Raw genomic sequence first — 19,893 nt, forward strand, 5'->3', positions numbered from 1 at the left:
ACCGGAAGTCCCCCGGATGTCGCTTCGGCAAGGGGCGTTCCTACGATCTGATCAATCGTGCGAACCCTCGGAGGCGGTCATGGCCGACAGGCGTGGAATCGCAGCTCTCGGCGGCATCTCGCTGGCCCTCGCAGTACTGGCCCCGCTGTCCGCCTGCACGGCCGGGGACGACGAGCCCGTCGGACCGCACCGGATCGACGCGGCCCCGCTGGTCCACCTCTCGGCGGACGGCAAGGCCGACCCCTCGCAGCCGGTCACCGTGACCGCCGTCCAGGGCAGCCGGCTCACCGACGTCACCGTGGTCGGCCCGGACGGCCGGGTGGTCGCCGGGAAGCTCGCCGAGGACCAGTCCAGCTGGCAGACCACCGGCCGGCTGAAGGCCGCGACCTCGTACACGGTGCGGATCTCCGCCGACGACGGCAAGGGCGGCCGCGGTGACACCACCGCGAGCTTCAGCACCGTCGCCGCCCAGCGCCTGCTCACCGCCAAGCTGGGCCCGGACTCCTCCGGCAGCGGCGTCTACGGGGTGGGCCAGCCGCTCACCGTGCAGCTCTCCGAGGCGGTGAAGGAGCCGCAGGCCCGCCAGGAGGTCGAGCGCGTTCTGACCGTCGGCTCCCAGCCCTCCGTCACCGGCGCCTGGTACTGGGTGGACGACAAGAACCTGCACTTCCGCCCGCAGGACTACTGGCCGGCCGGCACGACCGTTTCGCTGGCCTTCGACGGCACCGGCAGCCGGATAGCGGACGGCCTCTACGGCGGCGACCGCAGCGCGCTGAAGCTGCGGATAGGTGAACGGGTGGAGTCGGTGATCGACGCGGCCGCCCACGAGCTCACCCTGAAGCGCGACGGCGAGGTGCTGCGGACCATCCCGGTCACCACCGGCAAGCCCGGCTTCGACACCCGCAACGGCGTCAAGGTGGTGCTCGGCCAGGAGCGGGCGGTCCGGATGAACGGCGAGACCATCGGGATAGCCGCGGGCAGCACGGAGGCGTACGACCTCGACGTGCTGTGGGCCACCCGGGTGACCTGGAGCGGCGAGTACGTCCACGCGGCGCCCTGGTCGGTCGGCTCGCAGGGCGTCGACAACGTCAGCCACGGCTGTACCGGCATGAGCACCGAGAACGCCCAGTGGTTCTACCAGCACACCCGGGTGGGGGACCTGGTGACGGTGGTGAACAGCCGTGGCGCCGTGATGGAGCCCTTCGGCAACGGCTTCGGGGACTGGAACGTCGACTGGACGGACTGGGTCAAGCACAGCGCCTCCGGACAGCCCGTCAGCACCACCGCGCCGCCCTCCCAGGCCCCCGCCTCGGGGATGATCCGTCCCGAGCTCTGACGGCCCCCGGAGGGCCGCTCCAGGGCCCGTCAGTCCCGCGGGTAGGCCAGCCGCAGCGCGGTGTCCACGGCGGCCAGGGCGTCCGCGCGGGAGACGCCCAGGCGGCTCGCCCGGGCGGCGTACTCGGCGGCGGCCTCGGCGGCCAGCCGGTGGGCGGCGTCCCCGGTGGCGGCGATCAGCGTCCCGCGCCGGCCGTGGGTCTCCACCACGCCGTCCGCCTCCAGCTCCCGGTAGGCCCGGGCGACGGTGCCGGCGGCCAGCCCCAGGTCCTCGGCCAGCGCCCGGACGGTGGGCAGCCGCAGCCCGGTCGGAAGCTCGCCGGAGCGGGCCCGCTCGGCGATCTGGGCGCGGATCTGCTCGTACGGGGGAGTGGCCGAGGCGGGGTCGACGGAGAGCTGCACGGTGGCCTCCTGGTGGCGCGGTCGGGTGCGGGGCTTGGCACGTACGGGAAAGGCCGAGGGCCGCCGACCAGAAGAACTCTGGTCAGCGGCCCTCGGGGTGACGCGGTGGTGCCTACGGGATCAGTGGTGGCCGTGGCCGCTGGTGATCTCGTGGTGCTCCTCGGCGGTCGGCTTGGGGATCTGGCCGCCCTCGCCGTAGAAGCCGCGGGAGAGCTTGGCCCGGGTGCGGGTGAGGACGCCGGCCTTGCGGGCCACGCCGTTCTCGTCCGTCTGGGCCGGCAGCTCGACCGGCTGGATCTGCTCGTGCGCGGTGAGCTTGTACAGGTCCTGCTGCGGCAGCTGGGCGTGCACCTCGACGAACTCGCCGTGCGGCAGGCGCTTGATGACGCCCGTCTCGCGGCCGTGCAGCACCTTCTCCTTGTCACGGCGCTGGAGGCCGAGGCACCAGCGCTTGGTGATGATGAAGACGAGGACCGGGACGACGAACATGCCGACGCGGACGAAGTACGTCACCGAGTTGATCGACAGGTGCAGGTGGGTGGCGAACAGGTCGTTGCCGCCGGCCGCGAGCAGGATCAGGTAGAGGCTGATCCAGGCGGCGCCCAGTGCGGTGCGGACCGGGGCGTTGCGCGGACGGTCCAGGATGTGGTGCTCGCGCTTGTCGCCGGTGATCCAGCCCTCGATGAAGGGGTAGGCGGCGATCGAGACCAGCACCAGCGGGAAGACGACCATCAGCGGGACGATCACGCCCAGGTTGAGGGTGTGGCCGCCCCAGACGCTGATCTCCCAGCCCGGCATGATGCGGATCAGGCCTTCGGAGAAGCCCATGTACCAGTCGGGCTGGGCGTCGGTGGAGACCTGGTCCGGACGGTACGGGCCGTACGCCCAGATCGGGTTGATCGTGGCGATCGCCGAGACGACCGCGATCAGGCCGAAGACCAGGAAGAAGAAGCCACCGGCCTTGGCCATGTAGACCGGCATCAGCGGCATGCCGACGACGTTCTTCTCGGTCTTGCCCGGGCCCGCCCACTGGGTGTGCTTGTGGTAGAAGACCAGGATCAGGTGCGCGACCAGCAGGCCGAGCATGATGCCGGGGATCAGCAGCACGTGGATGGTGAAGAACCGCGGCACGATCTCGGTGCCGGGGAACTCGCCGCCGAACAGGAACATCTGGATGTACGTGCCGACCAGCGGCGTCGCCAGGACGGCGCCCTCCATGAACCGGATGCCGGTGCCGGAGAGCAGGTCGTCGGGCAGCGAGTAGCCGAAGAAGCCGTCGAACATGCCGAGGACCAGCAGCAGGAAGCCGAAGACCCAGTTGATCTCGCGCGGCTTGCGGAACGCGCCGGTGAAGAAGACGCGCATCATGTGCACGAACATCGCCGCCACGAAGACCAGGGCGGCCCAGTGGTGGATCTGGCGGATCAGCAGACCGCCGCGGATCTCGAAGCTGATGTCCACCGTGGAGGCGTAGGCCTCCGACATCGGGATGCCCTTGAGCGGCACGTACGAGCCGTCGTAGACGACCTCGGCCATCGAGGGCTTGAAGAACAGTGTCAGGTAGACACCGGTCAGGATGATGATGATGAACGTGTAGAGGCAGATCTCGCCCAGCATGAAGGACCAGTGGTCCGGGAAGATCTTCCGCAGGTTGGCCTTGGCGAGGGAGTAGATCCCCAGCCGGCCGTCAGTCCAGTCAGCCGCGGCCTCCCACTTGTTGGCGGGCTTGGCGCGCGTGCTGGAGGGCTTGGCGGCACCGGTCGTGGTGCTGCTCGCGCTACTCATCGAGCACGCTCCCAGTAGCTCGGGCCGACGGGCTCCGCGAAGTCGCCGGTGGCGACCAGGTTGCCCTTCTCGTCAGTGGTGATCTTCAGCTGCGGCAGCGGGTGGCCGGCCGGGCCGAAGATGACGCGGGCGCCGTCCGCCAGGTCGAAGGTCGACTGGTGGCAGGGGCAGAGCGCGTGGTGGGTCTGCTGCTCGTACAGGCTGATCGGGCAGCCGACGTGGGTGCAGATCTTGGAGTAGGCGAGGATGCCCTCGAAGCCCAGCTCCTTGGACTTCTCGTCCTTGATGTCCTCGGGCGCGATGCGGACCAGCATCAGGGCGTCCTTGGCGATCCGCTGCTGGAAGTCCTCGTCGTGCGTGGACAGGCCCTCCGGCATGGCGAAGGTGAGCGAGCCGACGACGATGTCCTCGGGCTTCATCGGCTGCATGGTGTTCATGTTGACCAGCGGCAGCGGCTTGGCCTCGGTCGCCTCCTTCCAGCCGGTCTCCTTGAGCTTCTTCTCGGGCAGCGGGCCGAGGTCACGGAGCAGGACCACGCCGGAGAGCGGGACCAGCGCCATGGAGCCGATCAGGGTGTTGCGGATCATCTTGCGGCGACCGAAGCCGGACTCGGCGGCACCGGTCTTGAACTGCTCGATGACGTCGGCGCGGACCTCCTCGGAGGCCTCGATCGGGTGGCGCTCGGCCGGGATCTCGACGTCCGACATCAGGGTGCGGGCCCAGTGGACCGCGCCCGCGCCGATCATGAACAGCGCGACGCCCAGGGTCAGGCCGAGCGCGAAGTTCAGCGCGCTGACGTGACCGAGCGGGAAGATGTAGACGATCTTGTCCGGGTCGATGGCCACGTACGAGGCGATGAAGCCGACGGTGGCGAGCATCGAGACCACGAACATTAGCGAGACCTGGCGCTCGGCGCGCTGGGCGGCCCGCTCGTCGATGTCGGTGCGCCGGGGCTCGTGGGCCGGCAGGCCCGGGTCGGCGAACGGGCTGCCGTGGTCGGCCACCTCGCCGGCGGAGCCGTGCGGCTCCGGGAGCTTCTCTTCTGACATGTCGTGGCTCATGACTTCTTGGCCTTGGTGGTGTGGGCGGCGACCCAGATCGCGACCGCGATGAGCGTGCCGAGGCCGAAGATCCAGCCGAACAGACCCTCGGTCACCGGACCGAGGCTGCCCAGGGTGAGACCGCCGGGGTTGGGCTCATCGTTGGTGGTGTGGCGGACGAAGGCCACGATCTGCTTCTTCTGCTCCTCGGGCATGGTGGTGTCCGGGAACGACGGCATGTTCTGCGGGCCGGTCTGCATGGCCTCGTAGATGTGCTTGGCGTCCACGCCCTCCAGCGACGGGGCGTACTTGCCCTTGGTCAGGGCACCGCCCTGGCCGGCGAAGTTGTGGCACTGGGCGCAGTTGGTGCGGAACAGCTCGCCACCCTTGGAGATGTCCTCGGGGTTGGTCGAGGTGAACTGCTCCTCCTTCGGGGTCACCGGGCCGGGGCCGAGGGAGGCGACGTAGGCGGCGAGCTGGTCGATCTCGGCCTGCGTGTAGATGTTCTTCTTGCGCGGGACCTGGGCGCCGGGCTGCTGGGCCGGCATGCGGCCGGTGCCGACCTGGAAGTCGACAGCGGCGGAGCCGACGCCGACCAGGCTCGGACCGTCACTGCTGCCCTGGCCGTTCAGGCCGTGGCAGGAGGAGCAGCCCACGGCGAAGAGCTTCTTGCCCTCATCGATCGCGAGCGACTGCGCGGCGACGTCGGCCTGCGCCTTGTCGGCGGGCGCGAACGCGGCGTACAGCCCCCCGGTTGCCGCCAGGGCGAGAAGTAGGACGACCAGCGCCGCCAATGGGTGGCGCCGTCGTGCGGAGAGCTTTTTCACGGAATAACCCCGGTGTCAGGATCTGGTCGACTGGTGGGTGCACCCGGCGGCCGGTCTGGCCGGCACGAGGCTGCCTGTCTAGGGCTGCGCGCGCGGTCGGTCGGTGGGAGCGTCGGCACCGGCAGAAGCGGCCCGTCGCCGGTGAGGGCGGGGGCCGCAGCCGGTGGCCAGCGACCTGATCAGCTGGTTACTTGATCAGGTAGATGGTCGCGAACAGGCCGATCCACACGACGTCGACGAAGTGCCAGTAATACGACACGACGATCGCGGCGGTGGCCTGCTCGTGCGTGAAGCGCTTGGCTGCGTACGTCCGTCCCAGGACCAGCAGGAAGGCGATCAGACCACCCGTCACGTGCAGCCCGTGGAAGCCGGTGGTCAGGTAGAACACCGTGCCGTACGGGTCGGAGGACAGCGAGAGGCCGTCCTTCTTGACCAGCTCGGTGTACTCGAAGACCTGGCCGCCGATGAAGACCGCGCCCATGGCGAACGTGAGGATGAACCACGCCCGGAGCTTCTTCACGTCACCGCGCTCGGCAGCGAACACGCCGAGCTGGCAGGTGAGCGAGGAGAGCACCAGGATCGTGGTGTTGACCGAGGAGAAGGGCACGTTGAGGGCGTGGGCCTTCTCGGTCCAGAACTCCGGCCCCTTGACGGAGCGGAGCGTGAAGTACATCGCGAAGAGGGCCGCGAAGAACATCAACTCGGAACTGAGCCAGACGATCGTTCCGACGCTGACCATGTTCGGCCGGTTGACCGATCCGTGCGCGTGCCCGGTTTCTACTGCTGTTGCTGTCGCCACGACGGACATTATGTCGGTCCCTTATTCCGTCTTCACGTCGGGGGGTGTCCCTCGGAGTGTCCGGTGCGTGCGGTATGCCCGCTTGGGGGGCGACGGGGTGTCCGGACGGGGGCTGAGCAGCGGCGTGTCCCTTTTCTGACGGTTCCTCGGAGGGGCCCGCGACCCCGTTGCCCGGCGCGTCGTTGCCCGGTCGGAGTAGCCGTAGGAGGTAGGGGAGCGGGCGCCGGGTCGGCCGTACGGGTGGACTGGGCGGGGTCGGGTGACGGGCCGTCCTCCGGGCGAGTGAGCCCGGGGCGCGGCGGTTCGGGGAGGAACGTGCGCGAGGGGGGCTCGGCGGCGGGTGATCCGGAGTAGCATCCGGATCAGGCGAACGTGGTCCGGATCACACTTGAGGGAGCAGGGCCCATGGCGTACACGACCGATGAGACGCTCACCGTCCTCGTCTACAGCGACGACCGCAACACCCGTGAGCAGGTGCTGACGGCGCTCGGCCGCCGGCCCGCCGAGGATCTTCCGGAACTGTCCTACCTGGAGTGCGCGACCACCCCCGCGGTGCTCAAGGCGCTGGAGAAGGGGGGAGTGGACCTCTGCGTGCTGGACGGCGAGGCCGTCCCGGCCGGCGGGCTGGGCCTCGGGCGCCAGCTCAAGGACGAGATCTACGGCTGCCCGCCGGTGCTGGTGCTGATCGGCCGGCCGCAGGACTCCTGGCTCGCCGCCTGGAGCCGGGCGGACGCCGCCATCTCCCACCCGGTGGACCCGGTGGCGCTGGCCGAGGCGGCCGCCGTCCTGCTGCGGGCGAGGGTGGCGAAGCGGACTCCGGCCGTCCGCTGAAGTCCGCCCGGCAACTAGAAAAGACGGGGTTAGAAGCGACCGCTTCGCTCGATAGGCTGGCTCCATCCGTACGGACGTCCCCCCGGAGCGGGGAACCGACAACAGCTGGAGTCAGCCATGGTGAACGTGAACCCTGCGAACGGCGGTAGCGACCCCGCGCAGGTGGTCCGCACCTGGCCGGACATCCTGTCGGCGCTGCTGCAGGGGGAGGACCTCGACCGCTCGTCCACCGCGTGGGCGATGGACCGGATCATGAGCGGCGAGGCGTCCCCCGTCCAGGTGGCCGGGTTCATGGTCGCGCTGCGGGCCAAGGGCGAGTCGGTCGAGGAGATCGCCGGCCTGGTCGACGCGATGTACGAGCACGCCGAGCCGCTGGACATCCCCGGCCCGGCCGTGGACATCGTCGGCACCGGCGGGGACCGGGCGAAGACCGTCAACATCTCCACCATGTCGGCGATCGTCGCGGCGGCCGCCGGCGCCAAGGTGGTCAAGCACGGCAACCGGTCGGCCTCCTCGACCAGCGGCTCCTCGGACGTGCTGGAGAAGCTCGGCGTGGCGCTGGACCTCTCCTCCCGGCGGGTCGCCGAGGTGGCCGAGGAGGTCGGGCTCACCTTCTGCTTCGCGGCGAAGTTCCACCCCTCGATGCGGCACGCCGCCACCGCCCGGCGCGACCTCGGGGTGCCGACCGCCTTCAACATCCTCGGTCCGCTGACCAACCCGGCCAAGGTCACCGCGCACGCCATCGGCTGCTTCGACACCCGGCTGGCCGGGCTGATCGCCGGGGTGCTGGCCCGGCGGGGCGCGACGGCGCTGGTCTTCCGCGGCGACGACGGGCTGGACGAGCTGACCATCACCACCACCTCGCAGGTGTGGCTGGTGCGCGACGGGGTGGTCACCGAGACCACCTTCGACCCGCGGGACGTCGGCATCGAGCTGGTCGGCATCGAGGCGCTGCGCGGGGCGGACGCCTCGTACAACGCCGAGGTCGCGCGGCGGCTGCTGGCGGGGGAGCACGGGCCGGTGCGGGACGCCGTCCTGCTGAACACGGCGGCCGCGCTGGTCGCGCTGGACCTCGGCGACGCGCCGCTGGGCGAGCAGCTGGCGGCCGGCATGGAGCGGGCCGCGAAGGCGATCGACTCGGGCGCCGCGCAGGACCTGCTGCGGCGCTGGTCGGAGGCCACCAGCCGGATCTGAGACGGCAGTTGGGGAGCCCGGGCCGGGTACGCCGGCCCGGGCTCCGGTGCTGTCCGCATGCTGGATGCCCGTTTGACCGCCCGCTGGACGCGGCCTAGAGTCTTCGCCAGGTCATGAGTGACAGCGCCAAGCCCCAGCTTGCTGTCCGGCAACCCTCCGTCCGTGGCGGGGTGCCCTGGGTGAGGACCGGGTCGCCACGGCAGATCGTCCGTGCGACAAGCGCGGACACCCGACGACTGGCACTCCCGGGGTCCCTTACCCCCGAAGGAGTGCATCCCCATGTCCCTCGTCACCGAAGTCCTCTCCCCGCTCCCGGTCCTCGGCGCCGACGTCCAGGTCCCGCTCGCCAGCGGTGAGAAGGTCGGCTACGCGGCGCTCGACTACGCGGCCAGCTCGCCGGCGCTCCAGCGGGTGTGGGACGACGTCGCCGCCTACGCGCCGTACTACGGCAGCGTCCATCGCGGGGCCGGGTACCTCTCCCAGCTGTCCACCGACCTGTTCGAGCAGAGCCGCCGCACTGTCGGCGAGTTCCTCGACCTGCGCGAGGGCGACCAGGTGGTCTTCACCCGGGCCACCACCGACTCGCTCAACCTGCTGGCCGCCGCCGTCCCGGCCGGCACCCGGGTGTTCGCCTTCGAGACCGAGCACCACGCCTCGCTGCTGCCCTGGGCGCACGCCGGACTGGACGTCAGCTACCTGCGGGCGCCGCGCTCGCGGGCCGAGGCGGTGGCCGCGCTGGACGCCGCGCTCGCCGGGGCGCCCGAGGGCCCCAAGCTGCTCTGCGTCACCGGCGCCTCCAACGTCACCGGCGAGCTGTGGCCGGTCGCCGAGCTGACGGAGACCGCGCACCGGCACGGCGCCCGGGTGGTGCTGGACGCCGCCCAGCTGGCGCCGCACCACCGGGTCTCGGTGCGCGAGCTGGACGTCGACTGGGTCGCCTTCTCCGGCCACAAGATCTACGCGCCGTTCGGCGCCGGGGTGCTGGCCGGCCGGGCGGACTGGCTGGACGGGGCCGAGCCGTACCTGGCCGGCGGCGGGGCGACCCGGACGGTGGCCCGGGAGGCCGACGGCTCGGTGGCCGTGCAGTGGCACACCGGGCCCGCGCGGCACGAGGCCGGCTCGCCGAACGTCATCGGCGCCTACGCGATCGCCTCGGCCTGCCGGGCGCTGACCGAGGCCGGCTTCGACGCGCTGGAGGCCCGCGAGCAGCAGCTGATCACCCGCCTGACCGCCGGCCTCGCCGCGATCCCGCAGGTCAAGGTGCTCAACCTGTTCGGGGAGGGCTCGGCGCGGGTCGGCGTGCTGTCCTTCGTCGTCCGGGGCTGGAACAGCTCGCACTTCTCGGCCGCGCTGTCCGCCGAGTACGGCATCGGGGTGCGCGACGGCCTGTTCTGCGCCCACCCGCTGGTGCGCACGCTGCTCGGGGACGAGGACGTGGCCCCGTCCGAGTGCGGGGCGCCCGATCCCTCGCTGCCGGGCGAGCGCAGCCTGAACGCGATCCGGGTGAGCTTCGGCGCCGGGACGCCGGACGAGCACGTCGACCGCTTCCTCACCGCCGTCCGGGAACTGGTCACGGACGGCGCGGCCTGGAACTACCGCAACGAGGGCGGCCGCTGCGTCGCGGACACTCAGCGCGAGGGCTGAGCGCTACTCGTCCAGGCCGAGGGCGAAGGCGGCCTCCAGGTCGTGCTGGGAGTAGGTGCGGAAGGCGATCTGGGTCTCGGTGTGGGCGACACCCGGGACCTTGTTCAGCCGGCCCGGGATGACCTCGGCCAGGTCGTCGTGCCGGCGCACCCGCACCATCGCCACCAGGTTGTAGCCCCCGGTCACCGAGTAGACCTCGCTCACGCCGTCGATGGCGGCGATGGACTCGGCGATCTCCGGGATGCGGTCGACACTGGTCTTGATCAGGACGATGGCGGTGATCACAGTTCGGGCTCCTTTGTGAGGTGCCGCCAGCGTATCGGGCGTCCGCCGGGTCGTCGCGGGGGGTGGCGGACCACGGTGCAGGCGTAGAGGAACCCGGCGGAGAAGCCGATCACGTGGACCAGGTACGCCACCCCGGGCCCGGCCGAGTGCACCGACCACCACTGCAGGGCGAACCAGAGGCCGAGCACCAGCCAGGCCGGGAAGCGCAACGGCAGGAAGAGCAGCAGCGGGACGAGGGTGGTCACCCGGGCCCGGGGGTGGAGGCGCAGGTAGGCGCCGAGGGCGGCGGCGATCGCCCCGGAGGCCCCGATGAGCACCCGGGTGGAGTTCGGCGAGTGCGCCTCGGCGAGCGCGAAGCCGTACGTGGTCAGGCTGCCGGCGGCCAGGTAGAAGACGGCGTACCGGGCCCGGCCCAGCCGCCGTTCGACGGTGGGGCCGAAGACCTGGAGGAAGAGCAGGTTCCCCAGCAGGTGCAGCCAGCCGGCGTGCAGGAAGAGCCCGCTGAGGACTGACAGGGCCGGGTGCTTGCCCGGGGTCGGCGCGGCCGGGCAGCCGGGCACCGGGTCGGGGGCCTCGGCCAGCTGTCCGGCGGTCAGCGGCCGTCCGGCCAGCACCTCGGCCGGGATCGCGCCCCAGCGCTGCTCGTACCGCTGCTCGGCGCAGACCCGGGCCTGGCCGGTGCCGTACAGCGGGTTGAGGCCCGCGGCCGGGCCGAGCAGGAAGACCAGGGTGTTGAGCGCGATCAGGGCGTAGCTGACCACCGGGACCGTCGCCGCCGGGCGGCCGCCCCGGGCCGCGGTGGGGTCCGGGACCGCGAGCGCCATGCGGCCAAGCATCCCTCCGGGCGGCGCGGGTGACACGGCGGTTTACGGCAGGTGGACCAGCCCGGTGTTCGGGCGACCGGTGGTCGCGATGGTTGCCCCAGGCAATAGGCTTGGGGCGGGCATTCCCGCCTCCCGCCGCCGATGCCGGGGCTCCGGGGGGAGCGCCTAGCCCACGCAGGGACCACCCGAGAGGACCCCCGATGACCGTCCCCGCCCTGACCGCCGAGACGCGCTGGCGCTGCACCCTGTGCGGCAACCTCACCCGCTTCGACGTGACCCGCACCGCGCGGGTGACCGAGTTCCTGCACTTCGACCTGGCCGGCGAGTCCAAGGTCGAGGAGACCGAGGTGCTGAGCGAGACCGTCGAGTCGGTGCGCTGCCGCTGGTGCAACGCGGTGGACCAGGTCGAGCTGGTGGCCCGTCCGGGCGCCGAGGGGGCGCAGGCCCCCGCCGAGCAGGGCTGATCCCCGTCGCCGCGGCGGGCGGGTGCACGGCGCACCCGTCCGCGCCGCACGGGACAATACAGAACAAGACGCACGGCGCGTGACGACAGGGGGCGGCCGCGGCCGTGCCCCGCTGGACCAGGATCGGAGCCGAGGACGTGGTGGACGCAGCGAAGGAGCCCGGGGAAGCCCAGGGGTTTCCGCCCGCTGCGGCCGAGGCCCCGGCCGAGGCGGCCGTGGCGGCGAACGACTCCTCCGGGCCCGCGGCGGAGCACGCCGTCGAGCGGCTCGACCGGCCGCTGCCCGAGGGCGTGCGCCGACGCGTGGTCGGGCTCGCCTCGGACGCGCTCGGCGGGCTGCCGGCGGCCGAACTCCCGCAGAGCCTGCGTCAGTACGTCAAGTTCACCCCGGCGCGACGGGCCAAGTACGCGGCCACCGCGCTGGCGGCGGCGCTGGAGGCGGAGCCGGCCTTCCGGTTGCGGATAGCGGAGCGGCTGCGCCTGGGGCAGCCGGACCTGGTGAAGGCGCTGGAGTCGGGCAGCGTCCCGAGTGCCGCCGATCCGATGGACGTCGCGGCCGCAGCCTACCTGGTGCGTTCGGCGGGCTGGAGCCGGCTGGTGGCCGAGGCCGGCGAGGAGGCCGAGCGGGCCGGTGCCGAGGACGCGGCCGCGGAGGCGGCCCGGCTGGTGGAGAAGCTGCAGGCCGAGCTGGCCGAGGTGCGGGCCGCCGCGCGGGCGGACCTGGACCGGCAGCGGGCCGAGTCCGACGGCGTCCGCAAGGAGGCCGAGTCGCTGCGCAAGAGGGTGCGGTCGCTGGAGAGCGACACCCGCCGGGCGCAGGCCGAGACCCGTCGGGTGGCCGGCGAGCTGGAGGCCCTGCGGGCGCAGTCCGCGGCCGAGCGCGGGGCGGCCGAGACCGAGGCGCGCCGGCTGCGGCACCGGGTCTCCGAGCTGGAGAACGCGGCCGAGCAGGGCCGCCGGTCGGCCCGCGAGGGGCGCAGCGTCGAGGACATGCGGCTGCGGCTGCTGCTGGACACCGTGCTGCAGTCCGCGCAGGGGCTCCAGCGGGAGCTGGCGCTGCCGGTCTCCCAGATCCGCCCGGCGGACCTGGTGGAGGCCGTGGTGCCGGGGGCGGCCTCGCCGCACGACGTGGCCCGGCGCGGGCTGGCCGAGGACGATCCGGCGCTGCTGGACCAGTTGCTGGCGATCCCCCAGGTGCACCTGGTGGTGGACGGCTACAACGTGACCAAGACCGGCTATCCGGCGCTGCCGCTGGAGCAGCAGCGGATCCGGCTGCTGGGCGGGCTGGCGATGCTGGCCCAGCGCACCCAGGCGGAGGTCACCTGCGTGTTCGACGGGCAGGACCTGGACGTCCCTGTGATCATGGCGCCGCCGCGCGGGGTCCGGGTGCGGTTCAGCCGGACCGGGGAGACGGCCGACGAGCTGATCCGCCGTCTGGTCCGGGCCGAGCCGCAGGGCCGCCCGGTGGTGGTGGTGTCCACCGACCGGGAGGTCGCGGAGGGCGTGCGGAAGGCGGGCGCGCGCCCGGTGGCGTCGGTGCTGCTGCTGAACCGGCTGGCCCGGCCCTGACCTGCGCCGGACCCGGGCCGGACCGCATGACGGCTGGTCAGCGGCTCGTCCGGAGCGTTGTGGGGGTCCCGTGAAGTCAGCGTGGGGACCGGGGTTCACGCCATCGGGGGAGTAGCAAAACGGGTAGATCTTCACTAGGGTCTGGCGTCAAACCTATTTTCCGGAATCTCATCCCATCAGGTGAGCCCGTAGGAAGAAGGAGCCGGTCCCTTTGGCCTCCCACCGCCGTCCCAAGCAGCCGAGCCGCGCGCGGGTCTCCGTGCTCACCGCTGCCGCTGCGACCGCGGTCGCGCTCTCCGCCCAGGTGGCCGCGCACGCCGCGCCGCAGCCGGACAAGACGGACGTCAAGGCGCAGATCGACCAGCTCCAGGAGGAGCAGGAGCAGGCGGCGGAGAAGTACAACGGCGCCAAGGAGCGGGCGGACCAGCTGCGCAAGCAGGCCGACCAGCTGCAGGACCAGGTGGCCCGCGGCCAGGAGCAGATGACCCAGCTCCAGGGCGGCCTCGCCGAGGTGGCGGGCGAGCAGTACCGCGCCGGCGGCATCGACCCGTCCGTCCAGCTGATGCTCTCCTCCGACCCGTCCGGCTACCTGGAGAAGGCCTCGACCGTCCAGCAGGCCAGCACCAGTCAGGCCGAGGCGCTCAAGGGACTGCTGGAGCAGCAGCGCCGGCTGGACCAGCAGAAGGCCGAGGCGGCCGCCGTGCTCGCCTCGCTGGACAGCACCACCAAGGACCTCAACCAGGCCAAGGCGGACGTCAACACCAAGCTGAAGGCCGCCCAGGACCTGCTGAACTCGCTGAGCGCCGCCGACCGCGCCGCGCTGCGGGCCCAGCAGGCGCAGGACGACCGCGCCTCGCGCGGCAACGCGCGGGTGGACCTCGGCAGCCTGCCGCCGGCCAGCGGCTACGCGGGAGCGGCGGTGGCCAAGGCGATGAGCAAGCAGGGCTCGCCGTACGTGTGGGGCGCCACCGGATCGACCACCTTCGACTGCTCCGGCCTGATGGTCTGGGCGTACGGGCAGGCCGGCGTCTCGCTGCCGCGCACCTCGCAGGAGCAGGGGCACTACGGCACCCGGGTGCCGTCGCTGGACCAGGCCCAGCCGGGCGACCTGGTGATCTACGGCCCGAGCATGTACCACGTCGGGATGTACATCGGGAACGGCATGGTGGTCCACGCGCCGCACACCGGTGACGTGGTGAAGGTGATGAAGGCCGACGCGATGCCGATCAACACCATCCGCCGGGTCTGACGGTCCGACACGCCCGGGACGTTCAGTCGGGAGCTGTGAAGAGCGCCACCTCCGTCGCGGGGGTGGCGTTCGGCTTTTCCGCCTTTTGCGGCCGCCTGTTGAGAATCGATCAGCCTTGCGTGCACCATTGGTCACCATCGGTCATTTTCACAAGGGAACTTGGGCAATCTTCCATCTTTTTTCTGACAAGGATTTGAACGGATCACGGTTCAGTTACTAGGGTCATGCTCCGAACCACCGCACTGTCGATCGCCCAGCCAGGGTGGCGGCGGTGGTTACCGCCGAGTTCGCGAGGCAGCGGGGCAGGTCGAAGCGACTGCCCGACAGGGGAGCCCAGTGACTGGGGGCGCTGCGGAGCGGAGCCGGGGAACCACGTTCCTCCGGGGTGAATCGGCGCCAGGTCGGCCGAACGGCCGTGAGGCGTCGTAGGGCATGCTTCCGGCCCGAACCCGTCAGCTCACCCGGTAGGCGGACGTAGGAAGAAGGAGCCCGCCTTCGTGGCGTCCCATCGTCGTCCCAAGCCCGCCGGCCGCGCCCGCGTCTCCATCCTGACCGGAGTCGCCGCCGCAGCCGTCGCCCTCTCCGCGCAGTCCGGCGCCCACGCCGACCCGCAGCCGACCAAGGACCAGGTCAAGGAGCAGGTCGACCAGCTCAACGAGCAGGCCGAGGTCGCGACCGAGAACTACAACGCCGCCCAGGCCAAGCAGCAGGAGCTGGAGAAGCAGGTCTCCGGCCTGCAGGACCAGGTGGCCCGTCAGCAGGCGCAGGTCACCGAGCTCCAGGGCGGCCTGGCCGAGATCGCCGGCGAGCAGTACCGCAACGGCGGGATATCCCCGACCGTCCAGCTGATGTTCTCCTCCAGCCCGGACAGCTTCCTCAGCCAGGCCGACGCGCTGAACCAGGCCGGTGCCACCCAGAAGGGCCAGCTGAAGGAGCTCCAGGAGCAGCAGCGCAAGCTCGACCAGGACCGCAACGAGGCCCAGGGCAAGCTCGCCGAGCTGGAGTCGACCACCCAGCAGCTGAAGACCGCCAAGGTGGAGGTCCAGGGCAAGCTGAAGGCCGCCCAGGACCTGCTCAACACCCTGACCGAGCAGGAGCGCCAGGCGCTGCGCCAGGCCGAGGAGAAGGCCGCCGCCGACGCCAAGGCCAAGGCCGACGCGGCCGCCCAGGCGCAGGCGCAGGCCGATCGCGCCTCGCGCGACAACACCCGCGGCGACCTCTCCGCCCCCACGAGCACCGCCCCGACCACCACCGCTCCGGTGAAGGTGGCCCCGGGCAGCTCGCGCGGTGCCGCGGCCCTCGCGGCCGCCGCCTCCAAGGTCGGCAGCCCGTACGTCTGGGGTGCCACCGGCCCGAGCTCCTTCGACTGCTCCGGCCTGATGGTCTGGGCGTTCAACCAGGCCGACGTGTCGCTGCCGCGCACCTCGCAGGCGCAGGCCTCGGCCGGCACCCGGATCGGTACGGACCTCTCCCAGGCCCAGCCCGGCGACCTGCTGATCTTCTACAGCGACGCCCACCACGTCGGCATCTACGCCGGCAACGGCCAGGTGCTGCACGCCCCCCGGACGGGTACCAACGTGCGCTACGAGGCGGTCACCAACATGCCGCTGACCGGCATCGTGCGGGTCTGATCCCCGCTCGGCCGCTTCCGGGCCCGGCTTCCCCCAGGGGAGGCCGGGCCTGCGGCTTTTCCGGCGCGTCGATCTGATGTCCGATTAGGGGTCGAATATTCGGGTTCGGAGGGGTTTGGACTCGCTTGCCCGGACTCGCTAACGTCTGCCACCGGACTCCCGCTCGACGGCCGCCCGTCCCGGTGCGGCGGTGGGGGCCCGCGCCGCAGGATTGGAGCCCCCGCCGCCATGTCCGTGCACCGCCGTTCCCAACTGCTCGCCCGGGCGCTGGTGCTGACCACGGCCGCCGCCACCGCGCTGGGCGTCGCCGCCGGAGGTCGCGCCCAGGCCGCCCCCGGCAGCCCGGACCCGGCCGACCGTCAGGACGTCAAGTCCCAGGTGGAGCAGCTGTACGACGAGGCCGAGCAGGCGTCCGAGAGGTTCAACGCGGCGCAGGAGGCCCAGCGGCGGCTCCAGGGCGAGACCACGGCCGTCCAGGGCGAGATCGCCGTCGCCCAGGACCAGCTCAACGAACTGCGCGGCGACCTGGCGACGGTGGCCGGGGCCGAGTACCGCGGCGGCGGGATGTCCCAGACCGCCCAGCTGATGCTCTCGCCCGACCCGGAGGACTACCTGGCCCGCGCCCGCACCCAGGGCCAGGCCGCCGCACGCCAGCAGGAGACCCTGCACGAGCTGGTCACCCGGCAGCGCCGGCTCGACCAGCGCCGCTCCGAGGCGGCCGACAAGCTCGCCGAGCTGGACCGGACACGCCGCTCGCTCGCCGACAGCAAGCTGCAGATCCAGCAGCGGCTGGCCAGGGCGCAGAAGCTGCTGAACGGCCTGGACGCCGCCGAGCGGGCCCGGTTGACGGTCCAGGACGCCCGGGACGCCGAGCAGCGCGCCACCCGGGGCACCGACCGGCTGGACCTCGGCACCGCCCCGCCCGCCTCCGAGCGCGGGGCCGCCGCGCTGGCCGCCGCGGTGCGGATGATCGGCTCCCCGTACGTCTACGGGGCCACCGGGCCGCACGCGTTCGACTGCTCCGGTCTGATGTACTACAGCTGGCGGCAGGCCGGAGTGACCCTGCCGCGCACCTCGCAGGCCCAGGCGTACGCCGGGCAGCGGATCAGCCTGTCCGAAGCACGACCGGGAGACCTGGTGATCTTCTATCGGGACATGCACCACGTCGGCATGTACGCCGGCGGCGGCGTGATCGTGCACGCCCCGCGCCCGGGCGCCAAGGTCCGCTACGAGAGCGTCACCGCCATGCCCGTCTCCGGGGTGGTCCGGCTCTGAGCGCCCCGCCGACCGGCCCCGCCGACCCCACGGAGATACCCCGCCCCGGCTCCCGCCCCCGTGGCGCGCTGTCCCGGCGTGGCGCGCTGCTGCTCGCGGCCGGCGGGCTGGCCCAGCTGTCGCTGCCGCCGGCCGCCCCGGCGGCGCCCGCGGCCCGGCCGGCGGACCGGCACGCCGAGGTGGCCGCCGCGCTGGCGGAGCGGGCCCGCTCGGCGCCGCCGTGGGCCGGGCTGCCGGTGGCCGACGCGGGGTACCGCAACCTGGTGCTCGCCGCCTCCGGCGGGCCGGAGCGGCTGACCGCCGCCGCCGACCTGGCGGTGCGGATCGCCGGGTACGACGAGTACCCGGTGGTGTACCCGCGCCGGATCGAGCTGGTCCGGGCCGGGGACGGCTGGCGGGTCGAGCGCGAGGAGGGCGCGGGCGGGCCGCCCGCGCCGTGGGACTTCGGGCCGGTCCGGTCCGCGGCGGGGGCGCACTGCCTGGTGCTCGGGCCGGCCGCCGGCCCGGACCCGGCCGAGCTGGTCGCGGCGGGGGACCGGGCGGTGCCCGCCGTCACCGAGCTCTGGGGCGGCGCCTGGCCGGGCCGGCTGCTGCTGGAGCGGCCCGCCACCGCGGAGCAGTTCGCCCGGCTGCTGGAGGGCGACCCGGACGGCTGGACGGGCATGGCGGCGGTCACCGTGGCCGCCCCCGGCGCGCCCTGGCACACCCCCGCGGACCGGGTGCTGGTCAACCCGGAGGCGTACGCGCGGCTCAGCGACTTCGGCCGCCAGGTGGTGGTCACCCACGAGGCCACCCACGTCGCGACCCGGGCCGACACCCGGGCGTGGACCCCGCTGTGGCTCTCCGAGGGCGTCGCCGACTGGACCGCCTACCGCGACTCCGGCCGCAGCGCGCGGCAGACGGCCCCCGAGCTGGCCCGGGACGTCGCCGCCGGGCGGCTCCCCAGCGCGCTGCCCGCCGACCGGGACTTCGCCGCCGGGGCCGCCGGCATCGCCCAGGCCTACGAGCAGTCCTGGCTGGCCTGCGAGCTGATCGGCCGTACCCACGGGCCGCAGCGGCTGGTCGCCTTCTACCGGGCGGTCGGCGCGGCCGACGGGCAGGGCGAGGACCGGGATCGCCGGACCGACCGGCTGATGCGCCGCGAGCTGGGCGTCGGCCTGGAGGAGTTCACCCGGCTCTGGCTGGAGCGGGTGGCGGCGCTCAAGGGCTGATCGGCCGAGGAGCCGATCAGCGCCGTTGCTGGGCCGTCGCGCCCGGCCGGTCGATGCCGTCCAGCAGGTCCTGCTCGTAGGCGATCCCCGGGCGCACCGGGTAGCCGGCGGCCGGCAGCGCGGCGGGCTCGCGGTCCAGCACCACGGTCGGCGGCAGCGGCGCCTCGCCGCGGGTGGAGCGCCAGAGCCGCACGCAGGAGAGCAGGGCCGCGGCCAGCAGCAGCAGGTTGCGGGCGGCCAGCACGGCGACCGCCACCGGGTCGCTGGCCAGGACCTGGGTGAACATGGTCGGGAACTCGACCAGGGTCAGCGGGCAGGCGAGCAGGATCAGCACCGCCACCGGCCGCTGGCTGCTGTTGCGCACGGTCAGGCAGACCGCCGCGACGCCGACCAGCCAGACCAGGTACTGCGGGCTGATCACCCGGCTGGTCACCACGAAGATCAGCAGCGCGCACAGCGCCGCGTCGTACATGGTGGCCGCGCTGCGCCGCTTGGAGGTGTAGCGCCACAGCAGCAGCCAGGCGAAGCCCAGCAGGGTGCCGGCCATCATCACCTTGCTGATCACGCTGACCCACGGCCCGAGCATCTCGGGGGAGCCGTAGTTCATGGTGACCCTGCCGTCCCAGCCGTCGGCGAGCCGGGCGAAGTGCAGCGGCAGCGCGCCGAGCGACTCGACCTCGATGCCGCGGTCCTTCTGGAAGGCCAGGAAGTCGAAGGCGCCGTTCATCCCGGCCGCCAGCAGGAAGCCGATCGAGACGGCGGTGGCCCCGGCCAGCGTCCAGGAGCGGCGGGTGCGGCGGCCGGAGGGGGTGCCGATCAGGCCGAGCAGCGGCCAGATCTTGACGATGCCGCCCAGGCCCAGCAGCAGCCCGCCGACCGCCGGGCGACGGATCAGCGCCAGCAGGCCGGCCAGGGCGACCGCGGTGACGATGACGTCGAAGCGGTTGTAGATCATCGGGCCGAGCAGCGGGACGCCCACCGCCCACATCCAGGCGCCGGTCAGTGCCCGGCCCCGGCGCAGGCCGGTGCGCACCAGCAGCGCGGCCGCCGCGGCGTCGGCGATCCCGCAGATCACCCAGAACGAGACCAGGTACGACCAGGGCAGCAGGCCCGGCAGCAGGATCACCAGGGCGGCGCCCGGCGGGTACTGCCAGGTCACGTCGTCGAACGGGAAGGTGCCGGTCTGGAGCACGCCGTACCAGGCGTGGTAGATCATCCAGACGTCCGCCGTGACGTCGCCGCCGGGCGCCTTCAGCACGCCCGTGGCCAGCAGCACCAGCAGGGCGCGGGTGGCCAGCCAGGTGGCGCCGAGCGCGGCGAGCGCCCCGAGCGGGCGGCCGAGGCGGCCGCGCGAAGAACCGGGCTCGGTGGCCGGGGCCAATTCCACTGCGCTCCCTCGTTCGTCTCGGACGTCCCCACCGGAGGCGTCGTACCGACGGACGCCCGGGCCGCGTCCTGGACGACGGCCTAGGTACTAGGACTGACCCGGGGGTCAAACGGTTGCCGTACGCGCTTCCGTTCCCGGCGGG

The 19,893-nt window shown here is 72.7% G+C and carries 18 protein-coding genes and 2 riboswitches; of the genes, 10 read left to right on the forward strand and 8 right to left on the reverse strand.

Features of this window, described 5'->3' with window-relative positions; translation table 11 throughout:
* Positions 1 to 79 precede the first annotated feature (79 nt).
* A complete protein-coding gene (locus ACFY0X_RS04905) occupies positions 80 to 1,336 on the forward strand; it encodes an Ig-like domain-containing protein (protein ID WP_387748832.1) in 1,257 nt (418 codons plus the stop codon).
* A gap of 29 nt (positions 1,337 to 1,365) precedes the next feature.
* Here the strand turns inward: ACFY0X_RS04905 and ACFY0X_RS04910 are convergent, their stop codons facing one another.
* The 5 genes from ACFY0X_RS04910 to ACFY0X_RS04930 all read right to left on the reverse strand — a co-directional run bounded on the left by ACFY0X_RS04910 (position 1,366) and on the right by ACFY0X_RS04930 (position 6,197).
* Positions 1,366 to 1,737 (reverse strand): GntR family transcriptional regulator, encoded by a 372-nt coding sequence (locus tag ACFY0X_RS04910; protein WP_387748834.1) that lies wholly within the window; start codon positions 1,735 to 1,737, stop codon positions 1,366 to 1,368.
* A gap of 120 nt (positions 1,738 to 1,857) precedes the next feature.
* Positions 1,858 to 3,522, reverse strand: a complete 1,665-nt coding sequence (locus tag ACFY0X_RS04915) for a cytochrome bc complex cytochrome b subunit (RefSeq protein ID WP_387748836.1) — start codon at positions 3,520 to 3,522, stop codon at positions 1,858 to 1,860.
* Positions 3,519 to 4,571, reverse strand: coding sequence for a Rieske 2Fe-2S domain-containing protein (locus tag ACFY0X_RS04920; RefSeq protein ID WP_387748838.1), 1,053 nt, complete (start codon positions 4,569 to 4,571; stop codon positions 3,519 to 3,521). The genes ACFY0X_RS04915 and ACFY0X_RS04920 overlap by 4 nt, the downstream gene beginning before the upstream one ends.
* An 8-nt stretch (positions 4,572 to 4,579) precedes the next feature.
* Positions 4,580 to 5,389, reverse strand: a complete 810-nt coding sequence (locus ACFY0X_RS04925; protein ID WP_387748840.1) for a c-type cytochrome — start codon at positions 5,387 to 5,389, stop codon at positions 4,580 to 4,582.
* A 187-nt stretch (positions 5,390 to 5,576) separates the two neighbouring features.
* Complete coding sequence (locus tag ACFY0X_RS04930; protein WP_049651835.1) at positions 5,577 to 6,197, reverse strand: heme-copper oxidase subunit III; 621 nt, start codon at positions 6,195 to 6,197, stop codon at positions 5,577 to 5,579.
* A gap of 396 nt (positions 6,198 to 6,593) precedes the next feature.
* Between ACFY0X_RS04930 and ACFY0X_RS04935 the strand changes: the two genes are divergently transcribed.
* From ACFY0X_RS04935 to ACFY0X_RS04945, 3 genes are all read left to right on the forward strand, one after another.
* The gene (locus tag ACFY0X_RS04935) at positions 6,594 to 7,019 is read left to right on the forward strand and encodes a hypothetical protein (protein WP_387748842.1); all 426 of its coding nucleotides are present in this window, start codon (positions 6,594 to 6,596) and stop codon (positions 7,017 to 7,019) included.
* A 117-nt stretch (positions 7,020 to 7,136) separates the two neighbouring features.
* A complete protein-coding gene (gene trpD / locus ACFY0X_RS04940) occupies positions 7,137 to 8,213 on the forward strand; it encodes an anthranilate phosphoribosyltransferase (protein ID WP_387748844.1) in 1,077 nt (358 codons plus the stop codon).
* A gap of 109 nt (positions 8,214 to 8,322) precedes the next feature.
* Positions 8,323 to 8,441, forward strand: a riboswitch (SAM riboswitch).
* A 51-nt stretch (positions 8,442 to 8,492) separates the two neighbouring features.
* Positions 8,493 to 9,857: an aminotransferase class V-fold PLP-dependent enzyme gene (locus ACFY0X_RS04945; RefSeq protein WP_387748846.1), complete on the forward strand. Its 1,365-nt coding sequence runs from the start codon at positions 8,493 to 8,495 to the stop codon at positions 9,855 to 9,857.
* Between the two features lie 3 nt (positions 9,858 to 9,860).
* Here ACFY0X_RS04945 and ACFY0X_RS04950 read toward each other — a convergent pair whose 3' ends face one another.
* Both ACFY0X_RS04950 and ACFY0X_RS04955 read right to left on the reverse strand, forming a co-directional pair.
* The gene (locus tag ACFY0X_RS04950) at positions 9,861 to 10,142 is read right to left on the reverse strand and encodes an Lrp/AsnC family transcriptional regulator (RefSeq protein WP_049651832.1); all 282 of its coding nucleotides are present in this window, start codon (positions 10,140 to 10,142) and stop codon (positions 9,861 to 9,863) included.
* Entirely contained in the window at positions 10,139 to 10,966 is an 828-nt protein-coding gene (locus ACFY0X_RS04955; protein ID WP_387748848.1) for a rhomboid family intramembrane serine protease, read from the reverse strand. Before ACFY0X_RS04955 ends, ACFY0X_RS04950 begins: the two co-directional genes overlap by 4 nt.
* Positions 10,967 to 11,166: 200 nt before the next feature.
* Between ACFY0X_RS04955 and ACFY0X_RS04960 the strand changes: the two genes are divergently transcribed.
* The 6 genes from ACFY0X_RS04960 (at position 11,167) to ACFY0X_RS04985 (ending at position 18,364) form a co-directional block, all read left to right on the forward strand.
* Positions 11,167 to 11,430, forward strand: a complete 264-nt coding sequence (locus ACFY0X_RS04960) for a hypothetical protein (protein WP_387748850.1) — start codon at positions 11,167 to 11,169, stop codon at positions 11,428 to 11,430.
* Between the two features lie 215 nt (positions 11,431 to 11,645).
* Positions 11,646 to 12,998 (forward strand): NYN domain-containing protein, encoded by a 1,353-nt coding sequence (locus ACFY0X_RS04965; protein WP_387749289.1) that lies wholly within the window; start codon positions 11,646 to 11,648, stop codon positions 12,996 to 12,998.
* A 211-nt stretch (positions 12,999 to 13,209) separates the two neighbouring features.
* Entirely contained in the window at positions 13,210 to 14,247 is a 1,038-nt protein-coding gene (locus tag ACFY0X_RS04970; RefSeq protein ID WP_387748852.1) for an NlpC/P60 family protein, read from the forward strand.
* Positions 14,248 to 14,584: 337 nt separating this feature from the next.
* Positions 14,585 to 14,734: riboswitch (cyclic di-AMP (ydaO/yuaA leader) on the forward strand.
* A 10-nt stretch (positions 14,735 to 14,744) separates the two neighbouring features.
* Entirely contained in the window at positions 14,745 to 15,878 is a 1,134-nt protein-coding gene (locus ACFY0X_RS04975) for an NlpC/P60 family protein (RefSeq protein WP_387748854.1), read from the forward strand.
* A gap of 228 nt (positions 15,879 to 16,106) precedes the next feature.
* Positions 16,107 to 17,153 carry an NlpC/P60 family protein gene (locus ACFY0X_RS04980; protein ID WP_387748856.1) on the forward strand — a complete coding sequence of 349 codons (1,047 nt, stop codon included), beginning with the start codon at positions 16,107 to 16,109 and terminating at the stop codon, positions 17,151 to 17,153.
* A 179-nt stretch (positions 17,154 to 17,332) separates the two neighbouring features.
* The gene (locus tag ACFY0X_RS04985; RefSeq protein ID WP_387748858.1) at positions 17,333 to 18,364 is read left to right on the forward strand and encodes a hypothetical protein; all 1,032 of its coding nucleotides are present in this window, start codon (positions 17,333 to 17,335) and stop codon (positions 18,362 to 18,364) included.
* Positions 18,365 to 18,380: 16 nt separating this feature from the next.
* Here the strand turns inward: ACFY0X_RS04985 and ACFY0X_RS04990 are convergent, their stop codons facing one another.
* Positions 18,381 to 19,751 (reverse strand): glycosyltransferase 87 family protein, encoded by a 1,371-nt coding sequence (locus tag ACFY0X_RS04990; RefSeq protein ID WP_387748860.1) that lies wholly within the window; start codon positions 19,749 to 19,751, stop codon positions 18,381 to 18,383.
* Between the last annotated feature and the right edge of the window lie 142 nt (positions 19,752 to 19,893).

The organism is Kitasatospora sp. NPDC001547, from assembly GCF_042894165.1.
Classification (GTDB): Bacteria; Actinomycetota; Actinomycetes; order Streptomycetales; family Streptomycetaceae; genus Kitasatospora.

What these genes read in the sequence shown, in the direction of transcription:
- ACFY0X_RS04905 (WP_387748832.1), top strand. Translation starts at nt 80, where the DNA reads ATGGCCGACAGGCGTGGAATCGCAGCTCTCGGCGGCATCTCGCTGGCC.
- ACFY0X_RS04915 (WP_387748836.1), bottom strand. Translation starts at nt 3,522, where the DNA reads ATGAGTAGCGCGAGCAGCACCACGACCGGTGCCGCCAAGCCCTCCAGC.
- ACFY0X_RS04920 (WP_387748838.1), bottom strand. Translation starts at nt 4,571, where the DNA reads ATGTCAGAAGAGAAGCTCCCGGAGCCGCACGGCTCCGCCGGCGAGGTG.
- ACFY0X_RS04930 (WP_049651835.1), bottom strand. Translation starts at nt 6,197, where the DNA reads ATGTCCGTCGTGGCGACAGCAACAGCAGTAGAAACCGGGCACGCGCAC.
- ACFY0X_RS04935 (WP_387748842.1), top strand. Translation starts at nt 6,594, where the DNA reads ATGGCGTACACGACCGATGAGACGCTCACCGTCCTCGTCTACAGCGAC.
- trpD (WP_387748844.1), top strand. Translation starts at nt 7,137, where the DNA reads ATGGTGAACGTGAACCCTGCGAACGGCGGTAGCGACCCCGCGCAGGTG.
- ACFY0X_RS04945 (WP_387748846.1), top strand. Translation starts at nt 8,493, where the DNA reads ATGTCCCTCGTCACCGAAGTCCTCTCCCCGCTCCCGGTCCTCGGCGCC.
- ACFY0X_RS04955 (WP_387748848.1), bottom strand. Translation starts at nt 10,966, where the DNA reads ATGGCGCTCGCGGTCCCGGACCCCACCGCGGCCCGGGGCGGCCGCCCG.
- ACFY0X_RS04960 (WP_387748850.1), top strand. Translation starts at nt 11,167, where the DNA reads ATGACCGTCCCCGCCCTGACCGCCGAGACGCGCTGGCGCTGCACCCTG.
- ACFY0X_RS04980 (WP_387748856.1), top strand. Translation starts at nt 16,107, where the DNA reads ATGTCCGTGCACCGCCGTTCCCAACTGCTCGCCCGGGCGCTGGTGCTG.